Origin of the sequence: Stappia stellulata, from assembly GCF_020176715.1 — a bacterium.
In the GTDB taxonomy this organism is placed as follows: domain Bacteria; phylum Pseudomonadota; class Alphaproteobacteria; order Rhizobiales; family Stappiaceae; genus Stappia.
The window spans coordinates 345,273-365,680 of sequence record NZ_JAIVMF010000001.1 but is presented as its reverse complement, the minus strand read 5'-3'; the positions used below and the strand labels follow the sequence as shown (position 1 = coordinate 365,680).

The 20,408-nt window shown below is 66.2% G+C and carries 20 protein-coding genes and 1 riboswitch; of the genes, 11 read left to right on the top strand and 9 right to left on the bottom strand.

Annotated features, from left to right (window positions below; translation table 11 throughout):
- Positions 1-40 precede the first annotated feature (40 nt).
- Both LC092_RS01765 and LC092_RS01760 read right to left on the bottom strand, forming a co-directional pair.
- A complete protein-coding gene (locus LC092_RS01765) occupies positions 41-631 on the bottom strand; it encodes a HupE/UreJ family protein (protein ID WP_224804428.1) in 591 nt (196 codons plus the stop codon).
- 146 nt (positions 632-777) lie between these two features.
- Positions 778-1,461: an energy-coupling factor ABC transporter permease gene (locus tag LC092_RS01760; protein WP_224804426.1), complete on the bottom strand. Its 684-nt coding sequence runs from the start codon at positions 1,459-1,461 to the stop codon at positions 778-780.
- 49 nt (positions 1,462-1,510) lie between these two features.
- A riboswitch (cobalamin riboswitch) is annotated at positions 1,511-1,725 on the bottom strand.
- Positions 1,726-1,888: 163 nt separating this feature from the next.
- Between LC092_RS01760 and LC092_RS01755 the strand changes: the two genes are divergently transcribed.
- Genes LC092_RS01755 through LC092_RS01725 form a run of 7 tightly spaced genes read left to right on the top strand, consistent with a single transcriptional unit; the run spans position 1,889 to position 9,440 of the window.
- The gene (locus tag LC092_RS01755) at positions 1,889-3,268 is read left to right on the top strand and encodes a V-type ATP synthase subunit B (RefSeq protein ID WP_224804424.1); all 1,380 of its coding nucleotides are present in this window, start codon (positions 1,889-1,891) and stop codon (positions 3,266-3,268) included.
- Positions 3,265-3,888 carry a V-type ATP synthase subunit D gene (locus tag LC092_RS01750; protein ID WP_224804422.1) on the top strand — a complete coding sequence of 208 codons (624 nt, stop codon included), beginning with the start codon at positions 3,265-3,267 and terminating at the stop codon, positions 3,886-3,888. The genes LC092_RS01755 and LC092_RS01750 overlap by 4 nt, the downstream gene beginning before the upstream one ends.
- On the top strand, positions 3,885-5,675 hold the full coding sequence (locus LC092_RS01745; RefSeq protein WP_224804420.1) for a V-type ATP synthase subunit I: 1,791 nt from the start codon (positions 3,885-3,887) through the stop codon (positions 5,673-5,675). The genes LC092_RS01750 and LC092_RS01745 overlap by 4 nt, the downstream gene beginning before the upstream one ends.
- Positions 5,672-6,121 (top strand): ATP synthase subunit C, encoded by a 450-nt coding sequence (locus tag LC092_RS01740; RefSeq protein ID WP_224804418.1) that lies wholly within the window; start codon positions 5,672-5,674, stop codon positions 6,119-6,121. The genes LC092_RS01745 and LC092_RS01740 overlap by 4 nt, the downstream gene beginning before the upstream one ends.
- Positions 6,122-6,144: 23 nt before the next feature.
- On the top strand, positions 6,145-6,870 hold the full coding sequence (locus tag LC092_RS01735; protein WP_224804416.1) for a hypothetical protein: 726 nt from the start codon (positions 6,145-6,147) through the stop codon (positions 6,868-6,870).
- A 3-nt stretch (positions 6,871-6,873) separates the two neighbouring features.
- The gene (locus LC092_RS01730; protein ID WP_224804414.1) at positions 6,874-7,605 is read left to right on the top strand and encodes a DUF2764 family protein; all 732 of its coding nucleotides are present in this window, start codon (positions 6,874-6,876) and stop codon (positions 7,603-7,605) included.
- Entirely contained in the window at positions 7,602-9,440 is a 1,839-nt protein-coding gene (locus LC092_RS01725) for a V-type ATP synthase subunit A (protein ID WP_224804412.1), read from the top strand. The genes LC092_RS01730 and LC092_RS01725 overlap by 4 nt, the downstream gene beginning before the upstream one ends.
- Here the strand turns inward: LC092_RS01725 and LC092_RS01720 are convergent.
- The 3 genes from LC092_RS01720 to LC092_RS01710 all read right to left on the bottom strand — a co-directional run bounded on the left by LC092_RS01720 (position 9,437) and on the right by LC092_RS01710 (position 12,147).
- Positions 9,437-9,883: a methyltransferase family protein gene (locus LC092_RS01720; protein ID WP_224804410.1), complete on the bottom strand. Its 447-nt coding sequence runs from the start codon at positions 9,881-9,883 to the stop codon at positions 9,437-9,439. The genes LC092_RS01725 and LC092_RS01720 overlap by 4 nt on opposite strands.
- A 136-nt stretch (positions 9,884-10,019) precedes the next feature.
- A complete protein-coding gene (locus LC092_RS01715; RefSeq protein WP_224804408.1) occupies positions 10,020-11,672 on the bottom strand; it encodes a BCCT family transporter in 1,653 nt (550 codons plus the stop codon).
- A gap of 55 nt (positions 11,673-11,727) precedes the next feature.
- On the bottom strand, positions 11,728-12,147 hold the full coding sequence (locus LC092_RS01710; RefSeq protein WP_224804406.1) for a universal stress protein: 420 nt from the start codon (positions 12,145-12,147) through the stop codon (positions 11,728-11,730).
- A 623-nt stretch (positions 12,148-12,770) separates the two neighbouring features.
- On the opposite strand from LC092_RS01710, the gene gph reads away from it, so the two are divergent.
- Together gph and LC092_RS01700 are read left to right on the top strand one after the other, a co-directional pair.
- Positions 12,771-13,484: a phosphoglycolate phosphatase gene (gph, locus tag LC092_RS01705; protein ID WP_224804404.1), complete on the top strand. Its 714-nt coding sequence runs from the start codon at positions 12,771-12,773 to the stop codon at positions 13,482-13,484.
- Between the two features lie 115 nt (positions 13,485-13,599).
- Entirely contained in the window at positions 13,600-14,919 is a 1,320-nt protein-coding gene (locus tag LC092_RS01700; RefSeq protein WP_224804402.1) for a ferric reductase-like transmembrane domain-containing protein, read from the top strand.
- Between the two features lie 155 nt (positions 14,920-15,074).
- Here LC092_RS01700 and LC092_RS01695 read toward each other — a convergent pair whose 3' ends face one another.
- From LC092_RS01695 to LC092_RS01685, 3 genes are read right to left on the bottom strand one after another with little or no spacing between them, the layout of a single operon-like run.
- Entirely contained in the window at positions 15,075-16,127 is a 1,053-nt protein-coding gene (locus tag LC092_RS01695) for a zinc-binding alcohol dehydrogenase family protein (protein WP_224804400.1), read from the bottom strand.
- Positions 16,124-16,489, bottom strand: coding sequence for a cupin domain-containing protein (locus LC092_RS01690; protein ID WP_224804397.1), 366 nt, complete (start codon positions 16,487-16,489; stop codon positions 16,124-16,126). Before LC092_RS01690 ends, LC092_RS01695 begins: the two co-directional genes overlap by 4 nt.
- Complete coding sequence (locus LC092_RS01685; RefSeq protein ID WP_412103505.1) at positions 16,486-17,586, bottom strand: alkene reductase; 1,101 nt, start codon at positions 17,584-17,586, stop codon at positions 16,486-16,488. Before LC092_RS01685 ends, LC092_RS01690 begins: the two co-directional genes overlap by 4 nt.
- Here LC092_RS01685 and LC092_RS01680 point away from each other — a divergent pair.
- Positions 17,551-18,645, top strand: a complete 1,095-nt coding sequence (locus LC092_RS01680; protein WP_224804394.1) for a LysR family transcriptional regulator — start codon at positions 17,551-17,553, stop codon at positions 18,643-18,645. The genes LC092_RS01685 and LC092_RS01680 overlap by 36 nt on opposite strands.
- Before the next feature lie 64 nt (positions 18,646-18,709).
- Here LC092_RS01680 and LC092_RS01675 read toward each other — a convergent pair whose 3' ends face one another.
- Positions 18,710-19,429 (bottom strand): FadR/GntR family transcriptional regulator, encoded by a 720-nt coding sequence (locus LC092_RS01675; RefSeq protein WP_224804392.1) that lies wholly within the window; start codon positions 19,427-19,429, stop codon positions 18,710-18,712.
- Positions 19,430-19,607: 178 nt separating this feature from the next.
- On the opposite strand from LC092_RS01675, the gene LC092_RS01670 reads away from it, so the two are divergent.
- Positions 19,608-20,408, top strand: coding sequence for an ABC transporter substrate-binding protein (locus LC092_RS01670; protein WP_412103504.1), 801 nt, complete (start codon positions 19,608-19,610; stop codon positions 20,406-20,408).

The window sequence follows — 20,408 nt, the reverse complement described above, 5'->3', positions numbered from 1 at the left end:
GGCCCGCGGCAAGATGGTGGACCCGAAGATCGGGACGCGATCAGCCGGCGGCGAGCGCCACGCCGGCAAGGGCGGTGATGCCGCCAAGCACCCGGCTGACGGTCAGGTTCGAGCCGATTTGCCCGGCGGACCAGCCGATGGCGATGCCGAAGAGGTGCAGCGCGGCCGTGGAGAGCGCGAAGCCAAGGCCATAGGCGACCTGGGTCGCTGTGCCGATCTCGCCGCCATGGGCATAGCCATGAAAGAGCGCGAAGACCGCGACGATCGCCGCACCCGCGCCGAGCGGAAGCCGCACGGCGAGCGCAACCAGCAGCCCGAGCGCCACGACGGAGGCGAGGATCGCCGGTTCGACGAAGGGAAGCGATACCCCGGCAAGCGCCAGTCCGAAGCCGGCAACCATCGTCACGACGAAGGCGGCCGGAATGGCAAAGACAGCCTTGCCGCCGATCTGCCAGGCCCAGAGACCGACCGCGACCATGGCAAGGATATGATCGGCGCCGAACAGCGGATGGCTGAGTCCGGCGGCAAACGAGCCGTGTTCGCCCGGGTTCAAATGCGCAAGGGCAGGCGTTGCGCCCGCGACAGTGGCGACGGAGGCCGCGGCGAGCAGGGGCAGGAAACGTCTGGTCATAAGGTCGATCCTTCTTTCAAGTCGATCTGGGCACCCCGGAATGGGTCGTGCCGCATGGAGGCGGGCCCTCGCGGGACCGTCGGGGAGGCGGTGGCGGAGGCCACCGGGATGAGGTCCCGACGGCGTCCGCCACCACCGTGGTCAGGTCACGCGGCCGCGCGGTGCAGCCGCTTGGGGAAAAACGAGCCCTGCCGTGCGCCATGAAAGGTCTTCACGCCGGCGAGGATGGCGAGATCGACCAGCGGTTCGATGGCGATCACGATCAGATAGGCCGCGCCGAAGGTCGAGATCGAGGCGAGCGTCTCCGCGCCGAAGCCGCCACCATAGACGGCCCAGAAGCCGACCCAGGCGACGATGCCGGCCTGGTAGCTGGTGGAAAGCGCCAGCGCCTGGCCGTAGGAAATATCCTTGTAGGCAGTGCGTGCGGGAATGACCCGCCGCGCGATCAGGCTCATGGCGTAGAGCGGCACGAGCAGCGTCGTCACGTTCATTCCGTATTGCGGCAGGTCGAAGGGCGCGACGAACAGGCCCTGCGCGAGAAGGCCGAGGGCCAGTCCGATGGCGGCCGGGCCGGCGCCCAGCAGCAGGAACAGGGTCGATCCGAGAATCAGATGCACCTCGGACACACCGACCGGATAGTGCGGCAGCACTTCGAAAAAGCCGAAGACGGCGACCGTGGCCGCAACCGAGCGCAGGCCAAGGGCCGCAATGCCGCCGTCCTCGCGAACGGATGTCCAGGCCATCTTGGCGCCGAGGCCGATGGCTGCTGCTGCCGTGCCGATGCTGAGAAGGATCTTGGCGCCGTCGACGACGCCGGGTTCGATATGCATGTCATGTCTCCCAAGCGCACCCGCCGTGCGCTGGTTCGAGGAAGGCGCGAATTGCGCCGGAGTTGATGGCAGGTCTCCTGGCTCGCGGATCCTTGCTGCGCCCGCCTTCCCAGCCCGAAAGGACCAGTGGCTTGTGGGCGCCGCTCTCCGCTTACAGTTGCGGGGGCAGCCACGGTCTTGGCCCCTGATGGGTACGCCGCACCGTGTTCCCTTTTCATCCGTGCATCGGCTTTGCCGCACGGAACCATCGCGGATGATGCTAGGCTGCCGGCCTTCGCCGTGACAAGTTCAATTTTCGATTGATCCTGATCATTTCCACTCTTGATCTTTTTCGCGAAGCTGTTGCAGTGCAGCATGGGGCGACGCAAGACGGACACCGGTCTTTGACAGTCTGCCGATGTGCAGGACCGCGACGGAAAGGAACGCCATGCTGGTGGTTCACACGCGTATCGTCGACATCGTCGGCGACATCATCCGGATCCGGGTGGCCACCTCCGGCAGCAGCCGGGCGGGCGGCCCGTGCCTGGGCGATCTCGCGCGGGTCACTGGCGCCGAGGGCTTCGATTCGCTTGCGCAGGTGATCATGATCGACGGCGAACTGGTCACGCTGCAGGTCAATACCGGGACCAAGGGACTGCCAAACAACGCCGCCGTGCGCTTCATGGGCAGCGCCATGCAGGTCACCTATTCGCCGAGCATTCTGGGGCGCGTCTTCGATGGCGGCGGGCGTCCGGTCGATGCCGGCCCCGATCTTAGCGCCGACCCGACCGTACCCATCGGCGGGGCGACGGTGAACCCGATGAAGCGTATCCTCGCCTCGAGGATGATCCGCACCGACGTGCCGATGATCGACGTCTTCAACTGCCTGGTGGAAAGCCAGAAGATCCCGATCTTTTCCGTCTCCGGCGAGCCCTACAATGCGTTTCTCGCGCGCATCGGCATCCAGGCGGACGCCGATGTCGTGGTCTTCGGCGGTCTGGGGCTGATTTTCGACGACTATGCCTTCTTCCGCCAGCAGTTCGAGGATGCCGGCGCGTTCCCGCGCACGGTGATGTTCGTCAACCAGGCCTCCGACCCGGTGGTGGAACGGCTGCTGGTGCCGGACATGGCGCTCGCGGTCGCGGAGAAATTCGCCGTGGAGGAGGGCAAGCGCGTGCTCGTCCTGCTCACCGACATGACCGCCTTCGCCGATGCCTTGAAGGAGGTCTCCATCGCCATGGAGCGGGTGCCGGCCAATCGCGGCTATCCGGGCGATCTCTACTCGCAACTCGCGCGCCGCTACGAGAAGGCCTGCGACTTTCGCGGGTCGGGATCGGTGACGATCCTGTCCGTGACCACCATGCCGGGCAACGACCTGACCCATCCGGTGCCGGACAACACCGGTTATATCACCGAGGGGCAGTTCTATCTCCACGGCGGCGCCATCGATCCCTTCGGGTCGCTGTCGCGCCTCAAGCAGCATGTCATCGGCAAGGAGACCCGCGAGGACCACGGCCAGGTGATGAACACCATGATCCGCTTTTATTCCGAGGCGCGCGACGCGGAGCAGAAGCAGTCGATGGCCTTCGACCTGTCGGACTACGACCGGCAGCTCCTGCGTTTCGGCGCGTTGTTCCGTGACCGCTTCATGGACATTCGCATCGCCATGCCGCTGGAGGAGGTGCTGGATCTGTGCTGGACGACGCTGGCGGAGTGTTTTCGTACCGAGCAACTGCTGATGAAGCAGGACCTGGTCGAGCGCTATTTTCCCGGGGGCGAGGGCGACCGCGCCGCGCCGTCTCGCGAAGGCGAAGAGGCGATGACGTGACCCGCGCCTCGCTCAACAAGTCGGTGCTGTCGCATGAGAGCGTCAAGCTCGCGGAGTACCAGCGGTTCCTGCCCTCGCTGGAGCTGAAACGCCGGCAGATCGTTGCCGAACGCCTCAAGGCGCGAAGCGACCTGGCCAAGTGCAGGGCGCAATTGGAGGCGCGGCTGGCGGAGAGCGCCCGCGAACTGCCGATGCTCGCGAACGAGGAAGTGCGGCTCGACGCGCTGGTGGTGGTGGAAGCGGTCGACATCACCGTGCAGAACCTCTCCGGCACGCGGCTTCCCGTGTTGCAGGATGTTCGCTTCGCCGAGGTCGCCTATGCGCGGCTGGCGCGCCCGCATTGGGTCGATGCCGCGGTGACCGCGCTTCGGGACGTGGTCCGGCTGCGCATCGCCCATGACGTGGCGGAGCGCAGGTTGCGCGAGCTGGAAGAGGCCGAGGCGGTGATCGCCCGCCGGGTCAATCTGTTCGAGAAGGTTCTCATTCCGCGCTCGAGGGAGACAATCCGGCGGATCCGGATGGCGCTGGCCGACGCCGAACGCGAAGCGGTGGTGCGCGCCAAGCTCTCCAAGCGCAAGACCGCGGCGCGTGCGGCCGAAGCGAGGCTTGCCGCGATATGACCATCGTTGCGCTCAGGAAGATCAGCCTCATTGGCGTCATGGAGGACAAGGCGGCCGTGCTCGAGGCGGTGCAGGCCTTCGGTGGCTGCCATCTCGTGCCGCTGCGCGCCGCCCAAAAGGACCTGGAGGCGGTGCCGAGCGGCACCGGTCGGGAAGCGACCGAGGCCTTGCGCTGGCTGGTCGACTGTCCGGCGCCGCGACGGGTGGTCTCCAGGGATCCGCTGTTCGATCTTGCCGGCGTCGTCGAGGCGGCCAATCGCAACCGGCGGGCCTTGCTGGAGACCGAGGATCGCAAGGCCGCGCTGGAAAAGCGCATCCGCGACGTGGCGCGCTGGGGCGAGTTCACCTTTCCCGACATGTCCGAGATCGGCGGCTATCGTTTCTGGTTCTACGAAGTGCCGGCCGGGCGGGAGAAGGCGGTCAAGGCATCCGGTGCCATCGTGGAGACCGTCCACCGCGAGGGCGGCATCGCCTATATGGTGGTGCTGTCGCCGGAGGAACCGCCGGTCGACAGCATGCCGGTCCCGCGCGTTCACATCGGCTCGCATGCATTGTCGAGCCTGCTGGCGCAGCTGGAGGCCGTGGAGATCCGTCTTGACGACCTTTGGCTGGAACGGCGCGATCTCACCAAATGGCGCCTGCTGCTGGCCGAAAATCTGGCGCGCGCCCGCGACCAGGCGGCCCGCAATCGCGCGGCGCTGGAAACAATCGACGCCGACCGCGTCTTCGTGATGCGCGGATGGGCCAGGGCCGACCGGGTCGCCGAGATCGCGCAACTCGCCGAACGGCTTGGCATCGCGGCGCTGGTCGAGGAGCCGGTCCCGGAGGACGATCCGCCGACGCTTCTGGAAAACGCGCCGGCGATGGCGGCGGGCGAGGATCTCGTTCAGTTCTACCAGACCCCCGGTTATCGCAGCTGGGACCCGTCTCCGGTGGTCTATGTGTCCTTCATCGTCTTCTTCGGCATGATCATGACCGACGCCGGCTATGGCCTGTTCCTGCTGGTGCTGCTGTTCCTGCTGCGCCGCCGGTTCCAGACAACCGCCCTTGGCCGGCGCATGGTGCGCCTCGGCTACTGGCTCGCGGTCTCGACCATGGTGTTCGGCGTCGCCACCGGAAGCTATTTCGGCTGGCAGCCGCACGGCGGCGGCCTCGTCGCCCGCGCCGCTTTCATCGACCTCACGGACATCGACGCGATGATGCGCCTCACTGTCACCATCGGTGTCACACATGTCGTCGCCGCCAATCTGCTGAACGCCTGGAATGCGGATAGTCTCGCGGGACGGCTTGTTCCCGCCGGCTGGTGTTGCGCGGCCCTTGGCGGGCTTCTCGTCTATCTGACCGGCGGCACGCAGGCGACGGCGGGTATCGCGCTGGCGGGCATCGGCGTGGCGCTGGTCGTTGCCTTCGGTGGCGAGGTGCGGGTCACGTCGCTGTCGACATTCGCCAAGCGCCTCGGCGGCGGGCTGCTCAGCGGCGCCCGGGTGGTGAACCTTTTCTCCGACGTTCTCAGCTACATGCGGCTCTTTGCCTTGGGGCTGGCGGCGGCGTCGCTCGCCGGAACGATCAACATGCTGGCGGAGCAGGTGCGCCATGCCGTGCCGGGCGTCGGGGTTCTGGTCGCGATCGCCGTCCTGCTGATCGGCCATGCCGTCAACATGGGCCTCGGGATCGTCGCGGGAACCGTGCATGGCCTGCGGCTCAACGTCATCGAATTCTTCAACTGGGGCCTCAAGGGCGAGGGGCGCCCCTTCCGACCGTTCCGCAAGGAGGAGACACGCTTGTGACTGACCTGGTTCTGGTACTTGGCTGGTTCGGCCTGTTCGCACCGGTGGCCCTCGGCGCCATCGGCAGCAGCATCGGCTGCGCGCGCGCCGGCTCCGCCGCCATTGGCGCGATGCTCGATACGGAAACCGGCTACGGCCGTTTCATCGGCGCGTCGCTGATGCCGTCGTCGCAGGTGATCTACGGCATCGTCATCATGTTCTCGCTGCAACGCGACCCGATGACGGCGGAGGCCGCGGCTGGCGTCTTTGGCGTCGGCGTGCTTGCGGGCGTCGCACTGCTCTATGTCGGCATTCGCCAGGGCGAGGTCCTCGCCTCCGCCATCGTCGCCGCCAAGGCCAAGCCGGAAATCTTCGGCATCTCGCTGGCACCGGCGGCGGTTCTGGAGGGTTTTGCCGTCTTCGCACTGGTGTTCGCCCTCGTCCTGAGCGGCTCGATTCCGGGCTAAGGCTTTCAAGCGGGAGATCCGACATGAGCTCGACAAACGAAACCGGCGCCGATCCGGCGCGCCAGGACCCCGCCGATGTCCATTCCGCCGGCGCGGGCGTGCAGGCCCTGATCGACCGGCTGAGGCAGGAAGGCGTCGAGGCCGGGCGGCGCGAGGCGGAGGCGCTGCTCGCCGACGCGCGGCTGAAGGCGGACCGGCTCGTGGAGGATGCGGAGAAAAAGGCGTCCGAGATCCGCGAGGTCGCCCGCCAGGACGCGCGGGCCGAACGCGCGGCGACCCAGGATGCGCTGAAGATCGCGGCGCGCGATGTCGTCCTGTCGCTGCGAAACGAAATCGCCGCGCGCATCGACAAGGAGACGTCCCGCCTGCTGCGGGAGGCCTTCGCCGACGAGACGTTCTTGCAACGTCTCGTTCTGGCACTCGCCGGCAAGGTGCGCGGCGACGCCGGTCTCGACGACGCCAGGGAGCTGGAAATCGTTCTGCCGGAACAGGTGATCACCTTCGAGGAACTGAAGGCCGCGCCCGAAACGGCGAAGGAAGGCACCTTGACCCATCTGGTGGTGTCGCTTGCCGCCAACGTGCTGCGGGAGGGTGTGACGTTTTCGGCCGGTGCGGGCTTCGACGGCATTCGCATCAAGCTGCGCGACCGGGACCTTGAGGTGGATGTGACCGAGGCGGCGATCGCGCCGCTGCTCGTCAGGCATCTGCAGCCTCGGTTTCGGGCCGTCATGGAAGGCGTGGTGCGCTAGGTGATGGCCGAAGGTTCGTTCCAGTACATTACGCTTGCGGCAAGCCTGCCGCACCTTGGCGCGCTGTTCAGCAACGCGGACCTGCCGATGTCGCGCTATCGGCTGGAAGAGCGGCTGTCGATGCTGGAGGACGAGGACCGCCGTCGCCTCGACCGTATAGCGCATGTGACCTCCTGGCCCGGCGTCGACGGTTGCGACACCGACGCGGAGGTCGTCGCCCGCTTCGAGGCCGCATCCCGGTCCGTGCAGGCCCATCCGGATCTTGCGGCAGTCGTGCGCGAACGGCTCGAAACGCGGATGCTGGTCGCAGCCCTTCGCCTGCGCCGGGACGGCGCGGCGGACCCCGCTCCGGTCGCCGCATGGGGCCGCACGGCAATCGCGCGAGCGATCCGCACAAATTGGAGCGAGCCGACCTTCGGCCTCGGCCGGGCCCGTCCCTGGTTGCGCGCGGCGCGGGCATTGTGTGCCGCCGGGGACCACATCGGCCTGGAGCGCGCGGTGTTGACGGAAGTCTATCGGCAGATCGACCGGGCGGCGGACGATCACCAGTTCGATTTCGAGGCGGTGGCGTTCTTCGTGATGCGGTTTCAACTGATCGAGCGCTGGCAGCGCTACGATGCAACGCGGGCGCGCGGCCGGCTGGAGGCGCTGCTTCAGTCGACGCTGGCCGGCGCATGGACCGCCGGCAATGCCACACCAACGGGCGCGGGAATGGCGGGGAGCTTGTCGCAATGACGGAGATTTCGGAACTGCCGGCGCCGAGCGCGGAAATCATCGCGGTCCAGGACGATCTTGTGACCATCGCCCCGACCGGCGAGCGGCCGTTGATGAAGAACGAGGTCGTCTACATCATTCCCCATGGGCCCGAACGCGCCGGCCAGCGCAGGGAATATCTGCGTGCTGAGGTTCTGCGCGTGCGCGGGGCCACCGCCGACGCTCAGGTGTTTGAAAGCACGCAAGGGGTGCGGATCGGCGATGCGGTGATCCAGACCGGCGAGATGCTCTCCGTCACGCTGGCGCCGGGACTGCTTGGCGGTGTTTTCGACGGCTTGCAGACGCCGCTTGCCGATGTCGCGTCAGATTACGGGTTCTTCCTGCCGCGCGGCATCGTCATTCCCGCCCTCGACACCCGCCGCAAATGGGCGTTCTCTCCGGCCGTGCGCTCGGGGGATACGGTGCGCGGCGGCGATGTGCTTGGCACGGTTCCGGAGGGACGGTTCACCCACAAGATCATGGTGCCCTTCTCCACGCGCGGTGCGCTTACCGTCGAACGCATCCGCGAGGGCGCGCATACGATCGACGAGGTGATCGTCACCCTGCGTGACGACCAGGGCCGCTTGCAGGAACTCACCATGGCGCAACGCTGGCCGGTGCGCCGCCCGATCCCGGAGACGCTGAACCGCACCGGGCGCGGCGAACGGCTCTATCCGGGCGATCCGCTGGTCACGACCATCCGCCTGATCGACACCTTCTTTCCGATCGCCCGTGGGGGAACCGGTTGCATTCCGGGTCCCTTCGGCGCCGGCAAGACCGTGCTTCAGTCGCTGATCTCCCGGTTTTCGGATGTCGACGTGGTGGTCGTCGTGGCTTGCGGCGAACGGGCGGGCGAGGTGGTGGAAACCATCACCGAGTTTCCCAATCAGCCGGACCCCTCCGGCGACGGGACGCTGATGGAGCGCACGGTGCTGGTGTGCAACACCTCCTCCATGCCCGTGGCGGCGCGCGAGGCCTCGATCTACACCGGCATCACGCTCGGCGAATATTACCGGCAGATGGGGCTGGATGTTCTGCTGATCGCGGATTCCACCTCGCGCTGGGCGCAGGCGATGCGCGAGACCTCCGGCCGGCTGGAGGAAATTCCGGGCGAGGAGGCCTTTCCCGCCTATCTCGATTCCGCGATTCGCGGCGTCTACGAACGCGCCGGTGTGGTGCGTGCGCCCGACGGGGCGACCGGCAGCCTGACGGTGATCGGAACGGTGTCGCCGGCCGGCGGAAACTTTGAGGAGCCGGTCACCCAGTCGACACTCGGCACCGTCAAGGCCTTTCTCGGCCTGTCCTATGACCGCGCCTACAAACGGTTCTACCCGGCCGTCGATCCGCTGATCTCCTGGTCGCGCTACCGCTCTCAACTGGCCGGCTGGTTCGCCCGCGAACTCGGACACGACTGGGCCGGCCAGGTCGAGACGGTGACCGCGCTGCTGCACAAGGGCGACGAGATTTCGCGGATGATGCAGGTGACGGGCGAGGACGGCGTTACTCTCGACGACTTCGTGACGCAGCAGAAAGCGCTCTTCGTCGACATGGTCTATCTGCAGCAGGATGCCTTCGACGATGTCGATGTGTCGGTGCCACTGGCACGCCAGCGCGAGACATTCGATCTGGTCTGCCGTGCGGTCGGCCACACGTATGCCTTCGACGACAAGGAGGCCGCGCGCGCATTCTTCATCCGGCTGACCGGGCTGTTCCGCAACCTGAACTATGCGGCCGACAAGAGCCCGAGGCGCATCGAGTTGCTGGCGGAGATTGCATCCCTGCTCGCGACGTCGCACGTCCATTACGTCGGCAGCTAGAACCAGCGGCGCACCCGGGCCCGATAGGCGCGGTAGGGCTCGCCGAACAGCTTGTCGGCGATGCGTTCCTCGCGCGGGATGTACCAGAGATTGGCCACCGCGAAGAACACCAGCGGGCCGATCAGCGCCGAGACCGTGTTGAGCAGCAAGGCCGCCCCGGCGAGGGTCAGGGTGAACCCGAGATACATCGGGTTTCGGCTGAAGGAAAAAACGCCGTCGGTGATGAGTTTGTCGGGATCGCGGAACGCGTGCAGATTTGTCCGGGCCTTGACGAACTGGCCGGCGGCGATGCCCTGAAGCGCGAGCCCGGCAGCGATCGCGATCCATCCGGGGATCTCGGCCGGCGCATCGAACAGCGTGGCGACCGGTGCAACCACGCTCAGCCCCGCCATGGCCAGAAGCAGGATGAGCCAGAGGACGGGCGGGATCAGCAAGCGATGCATCGGACGGTTTCCTGACGGGCGGTCTGTCTCACGATAGGCCCGTGCGGTGTCCTTGGCCAGTTTCTGCCGGATGCATAAAAACGGGCGCGGAACCGTGTCCCGCGCCTGTTGGGTCGTTTGGCGGTCGGGCCGTGGATCAGGTCCCGTTGCGTTCCGCCTGCAGGCCGCGGAAGATCGCCCAGCACATCACCAGCAGCACCAGCGTGAACGGCAGGCCGGTGGAGATCACCATCGCCTGCAGCGAACTGAGGCCGCCGCCGATCAGCAGAACGATCGCGACCAGTCCCTCGAAGGTGCACCAGAACACGCGCTGGGGAACCGGCGCGTCCACCTTGCCGCCGGCCGTGATCGTGTCGATCACCAGCGAGCCGGAGTCGGAGGAGGTGACGAAGAACACGATGACGAGCACGATGCCGATCGTGGAGGTGATCGAAGCAAGCGGAAGGCTCTCCAGCATGGCGAAGAGAGACAGTTCCGGGCTGTAGCTATCGATCACATTCGCCTTGACCAGGCTGGTCGCGGGATCCGCGATCATGTCGTTGATCGCCGCGCCGCCGAAGACGGCCATCCACAAGATGCAGACGAGCGAGGGAATGATCAGCACGCAGGTCAGGAACTCGCGCACCGTGCGACCGCGGCTGACGCGGGCGATGAACATGCCCACGAACGGCGACCAGCTGATCCACCAGGCCCAGTAGAAGGCCGTCCACCCCTGCATGTAGCCGGTATCTTCGCGCCCGAACGGATTCGACAGCGGAATGACCTCCTGCGTGTAAGCGAGGAGGCCCTGGGCGAACTCCGTGAGGATGCCCACGGCCCCGGCCGTGAACAGCACGAACAGCAGGAGCAGGATGGCGATCACCATGTTGATCTCGGACAGTACCTTCACGCCGCCGTCGAGACCGCGCAGCACCGAGATCAGCGCGATTGCCGTGATGCCGATGATCAGGACCACCTGGACGGTCACGGTGTTGGGCACGCCGTAGACGAACTCGAGGCCGGCGTTGGCCTGCTGCGCGCCGAGACCGAGCGAGGTGGCGAGGCCGAAGAGCGTCGCGAACACGGCGACGATATCGATGAGATGGCCGGGCCAGCCCCAGACGCGCTCGCCAAGCAGCGGATAGAAGGCGGAGCGGATCGACAGCGGCAGGCCCTTGTTGAAGCTGAAGAGCGCCAGCGCTAGCGCGACGACGGCATAGATCGCCCAGGGGTGGAGCGCCCAGTGATAGGACGTCGCGGCCAGCGCCATGCGGCGGGCTTCCTCGACGTTGGCTGCAATCAGCGCGCCGTTTTCATCGAAGGGGCGGACGGTGCCGAGCGGGGCGTCGCCCCAGGGCGTGCCGAAGTAATAGGCCGGCTCCAGAACGCCGAAGAACATCAGGCCGATGCCCATGCCGGCGGCGAACAGCATCGCGAACCATCCGACATAAGTGTAGTCGGGCGTCGCGTCCTTGCCGCCGAGCCGCACGCTGCCCCAGGGGCTGACGATCAAAAACAGGCAGAAAATCACGAAGATGTTGGCCGCGCTCAGGAAGAACCAGTCAAAGGTGCTGGTGAGGGCAGGGCGCAGCCATCCGAAGAAGGTGGCGGCCTGTTCGGGAGCGATGAGCGCATAGAGGACGAATGCGACCACCGACAGGCCGGAAATCAGGAAGACCGGGTTGTGGATGTCGAAGCCGAAAGGGCCGACGTTGCCCTCGATGTTGTCCTGGCCGATCTCGAATTCGGTGTCGATGATGTCGGCCGCGCCTTCGGGATCGGGGATCCCTGTGCTGGCTTGGTCTGTCATTGGGTGTCCCTGTCTTTGTTGTTCGTGTGCCTTTGCGGCAGGTCTTTGGTGGCGGTCAGCTCTCGCGGACGACGAAGACGGAGGCCTTGGAGCGTCCGGCGACGGTGCCGCCATTCGATGGCCAGAGGTAATCGACGACATTCGGCACATGCGAGGCCATCACCACCAGGTCCGACCCGGTGTCGTCGATCGCCTTGAGCAGCGCCGGATCGAGATCGATCGTCGGATCATGGGCAACGACGGTGTGGCTGGAGGTCTCGATGCCGTTTTCCTCGCCCTGTGTTCTGGCGAAGGCTTCGAGTTTCGTGGTGTATTCGGCCGGGTTGTGGGCGAGCGAACCCGGGGTTGCCGTCGTGACGCCGACATAGCAGACCGGAGCCTGATAATGGCGCGCGAGATCCGCAGCCGTCTTCAGGGCCTTCGTCAGCTTTCCCGCATGAGCCAGATCTACCGGAACAATAATCTTCTTGTACATTCTGGTGTCTCGCACCTCCGTGTTTTGGATTTTATTTTGAATTAAACGCCGGATTTTTGTCCCGCGGCTTTCCGTGGGCGCCGTTGTGTTGCTGAAAACCGACCTCGGCCGTGACAAGACGCAAGGCGGACGTGACGCTCGTCAGTGAAGAACGATTGGGGCCGTCGGTGCGTCGATGCGACATCACATGCCCGAACGGCAGCGGCGCCGGCGGCAAACGCGCGCTGACGGCGCGCCCTCGACATGGATACGCTTGCCGTCTGCCCGCAAGACACGGGACGCCAGCGCATTTCGCAAGACGATCGGCCCCAGCCCCTCGCTGCGCGAAACCGCCGTGAAACTGGCATATTCAAGGCATGAGCGCAAACCGCTGCGCAGACCTTGTGCATATCGTCGAGAAGACGCCGGTGCTTGGGAGCGATATCGCCCCGCGCCGGCGTCCGCGCCTTGCGGCGCGCATCCTGCGCCCGCGGTTCCGGCTCGTCTTGCGTCAATTGCGCCCTGCAAGCCTCTGCTATAAAAGCGGAATGCTTGGGCGCCGCGTCGACCGCGAACCGGTTTTCCGACCCGTCGCCGGCAGCGTGTTCATCTCGTTTTCGCCTTGCACCATGGAAGGATGCCGCTTGTCCAACGACGCCCCGATCCCAGCCACGCCCTGGCCGCGCGCCCTGCTTTTCGATCTCGACGGCACCCTCGTCGACAGCGTTCCCGACATCGCCGATGCCATCAACACGGTGCTCGTCGCGGAGGGATTTGCCGCGCTGAAGGTCGACGATGTGCGCAAGATGATCGGCAATGGCATCCAGAAGCTGGTGGAACGCGCGTTCGACGCATCGGGCAAGCCGCTGGCCGGCGACGAGCTGACCGCGATGACCGCACGCATGATGGAGGTCTATGGCAAGGGGCTCACCGTTGCCACGACCCCGATGCCGGGCGCCCTGAGCGCCGCCGCGTGGCTTCATCGGCGCGGGCATCGCCTTGCCGTCGTCACCAACAAGCCGGAAGCCTTTTCGCGCGAAATCGTGGAGCATTTCGGCCTGCACGAGATGTTCACGGTGGTGGTCGGGGGCGACACTTGCGCGACCCGCAAGCCCGATCCCGAAATGCTGTTTCACGCCTGTCGGGAACTCGGCGTCGCGCCGGAAGACGCCATTCTGGTCGGCGATAGCCCGGCGGACGTCAACGCCGCCCTGGCGGGCGGATTTCCCTGCATCGCGGTCCGGGGTGGATACACCAATATAGCTGTGGAGGAGCTCGGTGCGGATTGCGTGATCGACAGTCTCGACGATCTTGCCGAGGCTCTCGCGCGCGTTCCCGCGCCGTCGCCGTCCGCCTGACGAGCGCCGGTCCGCACTTTGGCCTCAGGTTGCATGATGCGTGACTGTGTGGCTTGATCGCTGCCGTGCGCCGCAGTCCCGGACGGGCGCGGGCAGCCACTTTCACGGAGCCGGAATGCCTGCAATCGCCCTGATCGGTCTTTATCTTGCGGTCGTTTTCGCACCGCTCGGGCTTGCCGTCGCCAGTGGCCGGCCGCCGCGCCCGATGATGGACGAACTGGCCGCCGGCGCCGGCCTCGTCGCCTTTGCCATCCTGCTCGCCGAGTTTCTGCTCTCTGGACGTTTCCGCGCGATTTCCGGACGGGTCGGCATGGATGTCACCATGCGATTTCATCAGCTTCTGGCGCGTACGGCGCTGGCGCTCGCGGTGGTCCATCCGTTTCTCTACACGCTGCCCTTCAACCATCCGCTGCCCTATGACCCGACGCGGCAGCTGACCCTGACCTTCGAAGGCGAGGGTCTCGTCACCGGCGTCCTGGCCTTTCTCCTGCTGCCGTCGTTGGTGATCCTGTCCATCGGCCGGGACAAGCTGTCCTTGCGCTACGAAACATGGCGGCTCCTGCACGGGATCGGCGCGCTCGCCGTCGCGGGCCTTGTCTATCTGCATGCGGTGGAGGCCGGGCGCTACAGCCAGGATGCAATGCTGCGCTGGTTCTGGAGCGGACTGCTCGGCCTTGCCGTGCTGTCGTTGCTGGTCGTCTATGTCGTCAAGCCGCTCCTGCAACTGCGGCGCGGCTGGCACGTGAGCGCTGTGCGGCAGGTGGCGGAGCGCACCTGGGAGCTGACGATTGCGCCCGATGGCCACGATGGCCTGGCCTATCGCGCGGGCCAGTTCGCCTGGATCAATGTCGGCCACAGCCCGTTTTCGCTCGATGAAAACCCGTTTTCGATCTGCTCGTCGCCCGCCGAGGGCCGCGAGCTCCGGTTCCTGATCAAGGAACTGGGGGACTTCACCCGCAGCCTGTCGCGGGTTCGGCCCGGAACGCGGGTCCATCTCGATGGTCCGCACGGGCATTTGACGCTGGAGGGCCGCGCCGCGCCGGGCATTGCCTTTATCGCGGGCGGCGTCGGGATCGCGCCGATGTTCTCTCTGCTGGGACAGCTGGCCCATGAGAAAGATCCTCGCCCGACGGTGCTCGTCTACGGCAACCGCGCCGCCGACCAGATTGCCCTTGGCGATGAACTGGCCAGATTGCGGCGGGTTCACAAGACGAAGGTCGTCCAGGTCCTGAGCGACCCGCCGCCGGACTGGAGCGGCGAGACCGGGATTATCGACGCGCCGCGCATCCGGGCGCTCTTCGGCGAGGAAAAATATCGCGACTGGCTGTTCGTGCTTTGCGGCCCGCCGGCGATGTTGGACACGGTCGAGGCGATGCTGCTCGACATCGGCGTCGCACCGGGACAGGTCCTGACGGAAAGGTTCCACTATGACTGAGGGCCACCGCAAATACGGATCCAAGGCACGCGGGCTGATCGTGTTCTGGGCGCTGAACGGGCTTGTGGTCCTCGCGCTTCTGGTCTTTGCCGCGCGCTAGCGACCGCCTGCCGCAAGGCCGACGGCGGGAGATCGCGCTCCCGCCGAAGGGGGTGTTATGGCCGGGGCGTTTTCGCTGAGCCTGCGTCGGATCCGTTTTCAAATCCGGCGATCACGATCTTGCCGCGCGCCGCGCCCGTCTCCACGAGACGGTGGGCCTCGCGGATCGTCTGCGCGTTGATCGGGCTCAGCACCGTGTCGAGGGTGGTGCGCAAGCGTCCGGCGTCGATCTCTCCGGCAACGAAGGTCAGAAGCTTGTGCTGCTCGATCATGTCCGGCGTCTGGAACATCGCGCGCGTGAACATCAACTCCCAGTGCAGGCTTGCCGCCTTGGTTTTCATCAGGTCCATCGGCATCGGGTGGTGTGTGTCGTCGATGGTCACGATGCCGCCTTGCGGACGGATCAGCTCGACCGCCTCCGCCCAGTGGCGCATGTCGTTGAAGATCGCGATGTGGTCGACATGCTCGAACCCCAGGGCCCGGACCTGCGGCACCATGGGCTCGCGGTGGGTGACCACGTGGTCTGCGCCAAGGTCCTTGACCCACGCGACGGTCTCGGGCCGCGAGGCGGTTGCGATCACCGTCAGGCCGGCGCGTTTCGCTAGCTGGATGGCGATGGAGCCGACGCCGCCGGCACCGCCGATGATCAGGACGCTTTGCCCGGCATCGCCGCCATCCCGGTCGATGCGCAGCCGCTTGAAGAAGGATTCATAGGCGGTGATCGTCGTCAGGGGCAGGGCGGCCGCCTGGGCGTGGGAGAGGCTCTTCGGCTTGTGCCCGACGATGCGCTCGTCGACCAGCTGGTACTCCTGGTTGGAGCCCTGGCGGGTGATGTCGCCCGCATAATAGACGGCGTCCCCCTGCTTGAAGAGGGTTGCGTCGGGCCCCGTCGCCACGACCGTGCCGCTGGCATCCCAGCCAAGCACCCTCGGGGTCTCCTCGACCTTGTCCTTGGGGGCGCGCACCTTGGTGTCCACGGGGTTGACCGCGACGGCCGCGACCGCGACCAGGATGTCCCGGCCTTGCGGAACGGGCGTTTCGAGCGTGACGTCGATGAAGGCATCCGGGTCGCTGACCGGAAGATATCGGGTGAGGGCGACGGCTTTCATGAGGGGGATCCTTCTTGGGTGAATTCGATTGTGACGAAGACGAGCTCCGCCAGGCCGATGTTTGTCAGGTCGTGGACGAAGGCGGTGTCCGGCGAGAGGGTCGCATGGTGGCAAGTGTCGCCGGCGCGATAGCTCACTTCCGCGACCGTTCCGTCGTCGCGGCGCGTGCGCGCCTTGCCATCGCTCAACACGGTCCAGAGGTACGGGCGGTCGTGGCGGTGCGCCGGGAGCGTTTCCCCCGGCTGCAGGCGGATATGCCAGACAGAGACCCCCGGCGCGGCTTGCACGAGCTGCGTGCCGATCCGGTCGTTTGTCCGGCCCCGTTCAACCTCGGCCGGGGTCAGCCTGTCCTGCGCGCTCATGCCGGGGACACCGCCGGATAGTCGGAATAGCCCTGTGCCCCGCCACCGAAAAGCGTCGCCGGGTCGAAGGCGGCAAGCGGGCTGTCCGTGCGCAGCCTTTCGGGCAGGTCGGGATTGGCAATGAAGGGACGCCCGAAGGCGACGAGGTCGGCAAGTCCCTCCGCCAGGATCCGCTCCGCCCTTGGCTTGTCGTATTTCCCGGCGACGATCAGTGTGCCCGAGTAGGCCGCACGCAGGTCGTTGCGAAACCTTTCGGGAATGACCGGCGCATCCTCCCAGTCGGCTTCCGACAGGTGGATATAGGCCAGGCCGATCCGCTCGATTTCACGCGCGGCCCGCAAGATGGTCGGGATGATCTCCGCGTCCTCCATGTTGCGCTGGGTGATGTAGGGCGACAGCCGAATGCCGGTTCGTCCCGCGCCGATTTCACCGGCAACCGCCTCCGCGACCTCGACCAGAAACCGGATCCTGTTTTCCTGGGGGCCGCCGTAACGGTCCGTGCGGATGTTGGAGGAGCGGCGCAGGAACTGGTCGATCAGATAGCCGTTCGCCCCGTGGATCTCGACGCCGTCGAAGCCGGCGTCCGCCGCATTGGCGGCCGCTTGCCGGAACTGGTCGACGATTGCCGGGATCTCGTCGGTCTCAAGCGCCCGGGGGAGAGGCGAGGGCACCATCCTGCCGGCGCCCGTTTCGGGATCGGCGACCCAGACCGACGCATCCGGCGAGAGCGCCGACGGTGCCACCGGACGGCCGTCCGGGTGAAAGCTCTCGTGGCTCATCCGGCCGACATGCCAGAGCTGCAGGAACATGCGTCCACCGGCGGCGTGCACCGCATCGGTGACCCCGCGCCAGCCGGCGATCTGCGCGCGCGAGTGAATGCCGGGGGTAAACGAGTAGCCCTGTCCCTGCGGGCTGATCTGCGTCGCCTCGGAGACGATCAGCCCCGCGCTGGCGCGTTGGGCATAATAGTCGGCCATCATCGCATTCGGCACATTGCCCGGCTGGTCCGTCCGCGCGCGGGTCATCGGAGCCATCACGATGCGGTTCGGAAGGACGAGCCCTTGCATGTCGAGGGCACTGAAAAGCGTGGTCATCAAAGGCAATCCCTGTGTTGGGCGATCCGGGCCGTCGAAGCGGGCAGCGCCCGAAAGGATCAGGAGGCGCTCACCCACGGCAGCCAGTGCATCGGGGTGTTGTCGCGCAGCATGCCTCGTTTGCAAAAAGGCGATAATCCGTTCAAAATCAAAATGACAATTTGGAAATTGCGGATAATGACCCTCGACAACCTCGCCCTGTTTCTCAAGATCGTGGAAAAGGGCGGTCTTGCCGCCGCGGGGCGCGAGTTCGGCCTGTCGCCGACAAGCGTTTCGCAACGGCTGGCCGCGCTGGAGACCCATTTCGGCGCGACCCTGCTCAACCGGACAACGCGTGCGGTGAGCCTGACCGAGGAGGGGCGGGTGCTCGCGGAAGGTGCCGGGCGGCTGCTCGCCGAGGCGAGTGACCTCGACGCGCGGGTTCGCCTTGGCGTGGAGCAGGTCAGCGGACCGGTTCGCTTGAGCGTTCCGGTCGACCTCGGCCGGGCCCGGATCGCGCCGCTGATCGACACGTTCCTGGAAGAGCACCCGCATGTGAGCGTCGAGATGCACCTGTCGGACGGCTACAGCGATCTGCCCCGGCAGGGCATCGATCTGGCGATCCGCTATGGCGCGCTGGCCGACAGCGGACTTCGGGTCCGCAAGCTTGCGGACAACAGGCGGCTGGTCTGCGCCGCTCCTGCCTATCTGGCACGCCATGGCACACCGCGCGCGCCCGGCGAGCTGGTCGATCACAACTGCATCCTGATGCGCTTCGGGCAGACGCTGGACAACCACTGGCGCTTCCGGGTCGACGGCCGACCATTGTCCGTCGTCGTGTCGGGAAACCGGATCGCAAATGACGGCGGCTTGGTGCGCGCGTGGTGTTTGGCCGGCCACGGTCTTGCCCTGAAAGCCCATTGCGACGTGCGGGACGACCTGCACTCAGGCGCGCTTGTGGCGGTTTTCGAAGCATATCTGGGCGAGGAGTCGCGGCTGCAGATCGTTTACCCGGGAGGAAAGGCCCTGCCGCGCCGGGTCCGCCTTCTGATCGACCATCTGGTCGCCGGGTTCGCGTCGTGATCCCGGGGCCGTCGCGCGTCGCGTCGTGCCCGTGGCCGCCCGCCGGTCTCCCCGGGGCCGGCGATCAGTCCCCTTGCGGCTCGATCCCGGCCGCGGAGATGTCGTAGCCGGCGCAGGCGGCGGTATTGGCTACATGCTCGCTCATGGCGCGGCGTGCGCCCCGGGCATTCCCCTTGGCAAGGGCTGCGATCAGGCGCCGGTGTTCGCTGACGGAAGCTTCCATGCGCTTGGGGTCGGTGATCGGGATCGGCTGGCGCTGGGTCTCCGTGACCTGGTCGCGCACCTGGCCGTAGAGTTCGCTCAGCATCTTGTTGCCGCAGGCCCGCGCGATGATCGCGTGGAACTTCAGGTCCGCCTCGACATTGGCCAGATAGTCGCGCGCCGCCCAGGACCGTTCCATGTCGTCGGTCAGCCGCGACAGCGCCTCCAGGTCGTCGGCGACAAGCCTGCCGGCCGCGCGGGCGGCGATTTCGCCCTCCAGCATCAGCCGCGTCTCGAACACCTCCCGCAGGGAATAGGTGTGCGAATAGCGCCATTCCGCCATGGTCTTGGCGGATTCGGGCGAGGTTCCGACGACGAAGGTGCCGCGACCGGCTTCCGTCTTGACGAGGCCGATCGTCTCCAGCGTCATCAGCGCCTCGCGCAGGGACGCACGGCTCACCCCGAATTTCTCGGACAGCTCGCGCTGGGAGGGGATCTTCTCCCCGGTCTTCAGTTCTCCGTCCAGAATCATCGTCTGGAGCTTTCGGGCGACGCCCTGTGGCACCGGGATCCGCGTGAACATCCGCAATTTCGCCTTTTTGTCCTTATGCGCGCATGTGCCCCGAACGCGGCACACGCTGCGTGCCTGTCGGTGCGTCTCAACATTCCACCTTGCACTCTTCGCTGCAAAGCGGTTATTTGGTCTAACTGGTCAGACCAGTTAGACCAAATCAAAAACACTCGCCACCAGGGGACTTCACATGAAAATCCGTTCTTTGCTCAAATCCGCAGCCTTTGCCGGCTTTATGACCGTCGCGGCCGGCAGCGCGCCGCTTCTCGCCGCCGATCTGACCGTCGGCGCCAACATCGGCAACGTGCCGTGGGAATTCCAGGACCAAACCGGCAAGACCGTCGGCTTCGAGATTGACCTGGTCAATGAAGTCGCGGGCCGTCTCGGCAAGTCCGTCGCCTTCGAGAACATTCCCTTCAACGGCCTGTTCTCCGCCGTCCAGTCGGGCCGCATCGATATCGCTGTCTCCTCCATCACCATCACCGACAAGCGTCTGGAATCGGTGACCTTCGCGCAGCCCTATTACGACAGCGACCAGTCGCTGACCGCAACCACCGCCAGCGGCCTGAAGTCGCTCGACGACATGAAGGGCAAGGTGATCGGCGTCGACACCGGCTCGACCGGCGACATGTGGGCGACCCAGAACACCGAGAAATACGGCTTCTCCGATATCCGCCGCTACGAAGGCCTCGCACCGGCGATGCTCGACCTCGCCGCCGGCCGCATCGACGGCTACATCAGCGATATCCCGGCGCTGCTCTACTACACCAAGGACAAGCCGAACCTCGCCGTGATCCAGCGCATCGAGACCGGCGAAAAATACTCCATGATGTTCGCCAAGGACGCGCCGCTGGCCGGCGAAGTGAACGCGGTCCTGACGACGCTCAAGGAAGAGGGCGTCATCGCCAAGCTGCACGAGAAGTGGTTCGGCGCGACGCCGGAAGACACCACCTCGACCGTGAAGGTTCTCGACATGCCGAGCCTGAAATAA

What these genes read in the sequence shown, in the direction of transcription:
- LC092_RS01765 (WP_224804428.1), bottom strand. Translation starts at nt 631, where the DNA reads ATGACCAGACGTTTCCTGCCCCTGCTCGCCGCGGCCTCCGTCGCCACT.
- LC092_RS01760 (WP_224804426.1), bottom strand. Translation starts at nt 1,461, where the DNA reads ATGCATATCGAACCCGGCGTCGTCGACGGCGCCAAGATCCTTCTCAGC.
- LC092_RS01755 (WP_224804424.1), top strand. Translation starts at nt 1,889, where the DNA reads ATGCTGGTGGTTCACACGCGTATCGTCGACATCGTCGGCGACATCATC.
- LC092_RS01745 (WP_224804420.1), top strand. Translation starts at nt 3,885, where the DNA reads ATGACCATCGTTGCGCTCAGGAAGATCAGCCTCATTGGCGTCATGGAG.
- LC092_RS01735 (WP_224804416.1), top strand. Translation starts at nt 6,145, where the DNA reads ATGAGCTCGACAAACGAAACCGGCGCCGATCCGGCGCGCCAGGACCCC.
- LC092_RS01730 (WP_224804414.1), top strand. Translation starts at nt 6,874, where the DNA reads ATGGCCGAAGGTTCGTTCCAGTACATTACGCTTGCGGCAAGCCTGCCG.
- LC092_RS01725 (WP_224804412.1), top strand. Translation starts at nt 7,602, where the DNA reads ATGACGGAGATTTCGGAACTGCCGGCGCCGAGCGCGGAAATCATCGCG.
- LC092_RS01720 (WP_224804410.1), bottom strand. Translation starts at nt 9,883, where the DNA reads ATGCATCGCTTGCTGATCCCGCCCGTCCTCTGGCTCATCCTGCTTCTG.
- LC092_RS01715 (WP_224804408.1), bottom strand. Translation starts at nt 11,672, where the DNA reads ATGACAGACCAAGCCAGCACAGGGATCCCCGATCCCGAAGGCGCGGCC.
- LC092_RS01710 (WP_224804406.1), bottom strand. Translation starts at nt 12,147, where the DNA reads ATGTACAAGAAGATTATTGTTCCGGTAGATCTGGCTCATGCGGGAAAG.
- LC092_RS01700 (WP_224804402.1), top strand. Translation starts at nt 13,600, where the DNA reads ATGCCTGCAATCGCCCTGATCGGTCTTTATCTTGCGGTCGTTTTCGCA.
- LC092_RS01695 (WP_224804400.1), bottom strand. Translation starts at nt 16,127, where the DNA reads ATGAAAGCCGTCGCCCTCACCCGATATCTTCCGGTCAGCGACCCGGAT.
- LC092_RS01690 (WP_224804397.1), bottom strand. Translation starts at nt 16,489, where the DNA reads ATGAGCGCGCAGGACAGGCTGACCCCGGCCGAGGTTGAACGGGGCCGG.
- LC092_RS01675 (WP_224804392.1), bottom strand. Translation starts at nt 19,429, where the DNA reads ATGTTCACGCGGATCCCGGTGCCACAGGGCGTCGCCCGAAAGCTCCAG.
- LC092_RS01670 (WP_412103504.1), top strand. Translation starts at nt 19,608, where the DNA reads ATGAAAATCCGTTCTTTGCTCAAATCCGCAGCCTTTGCCGGCTTTATG.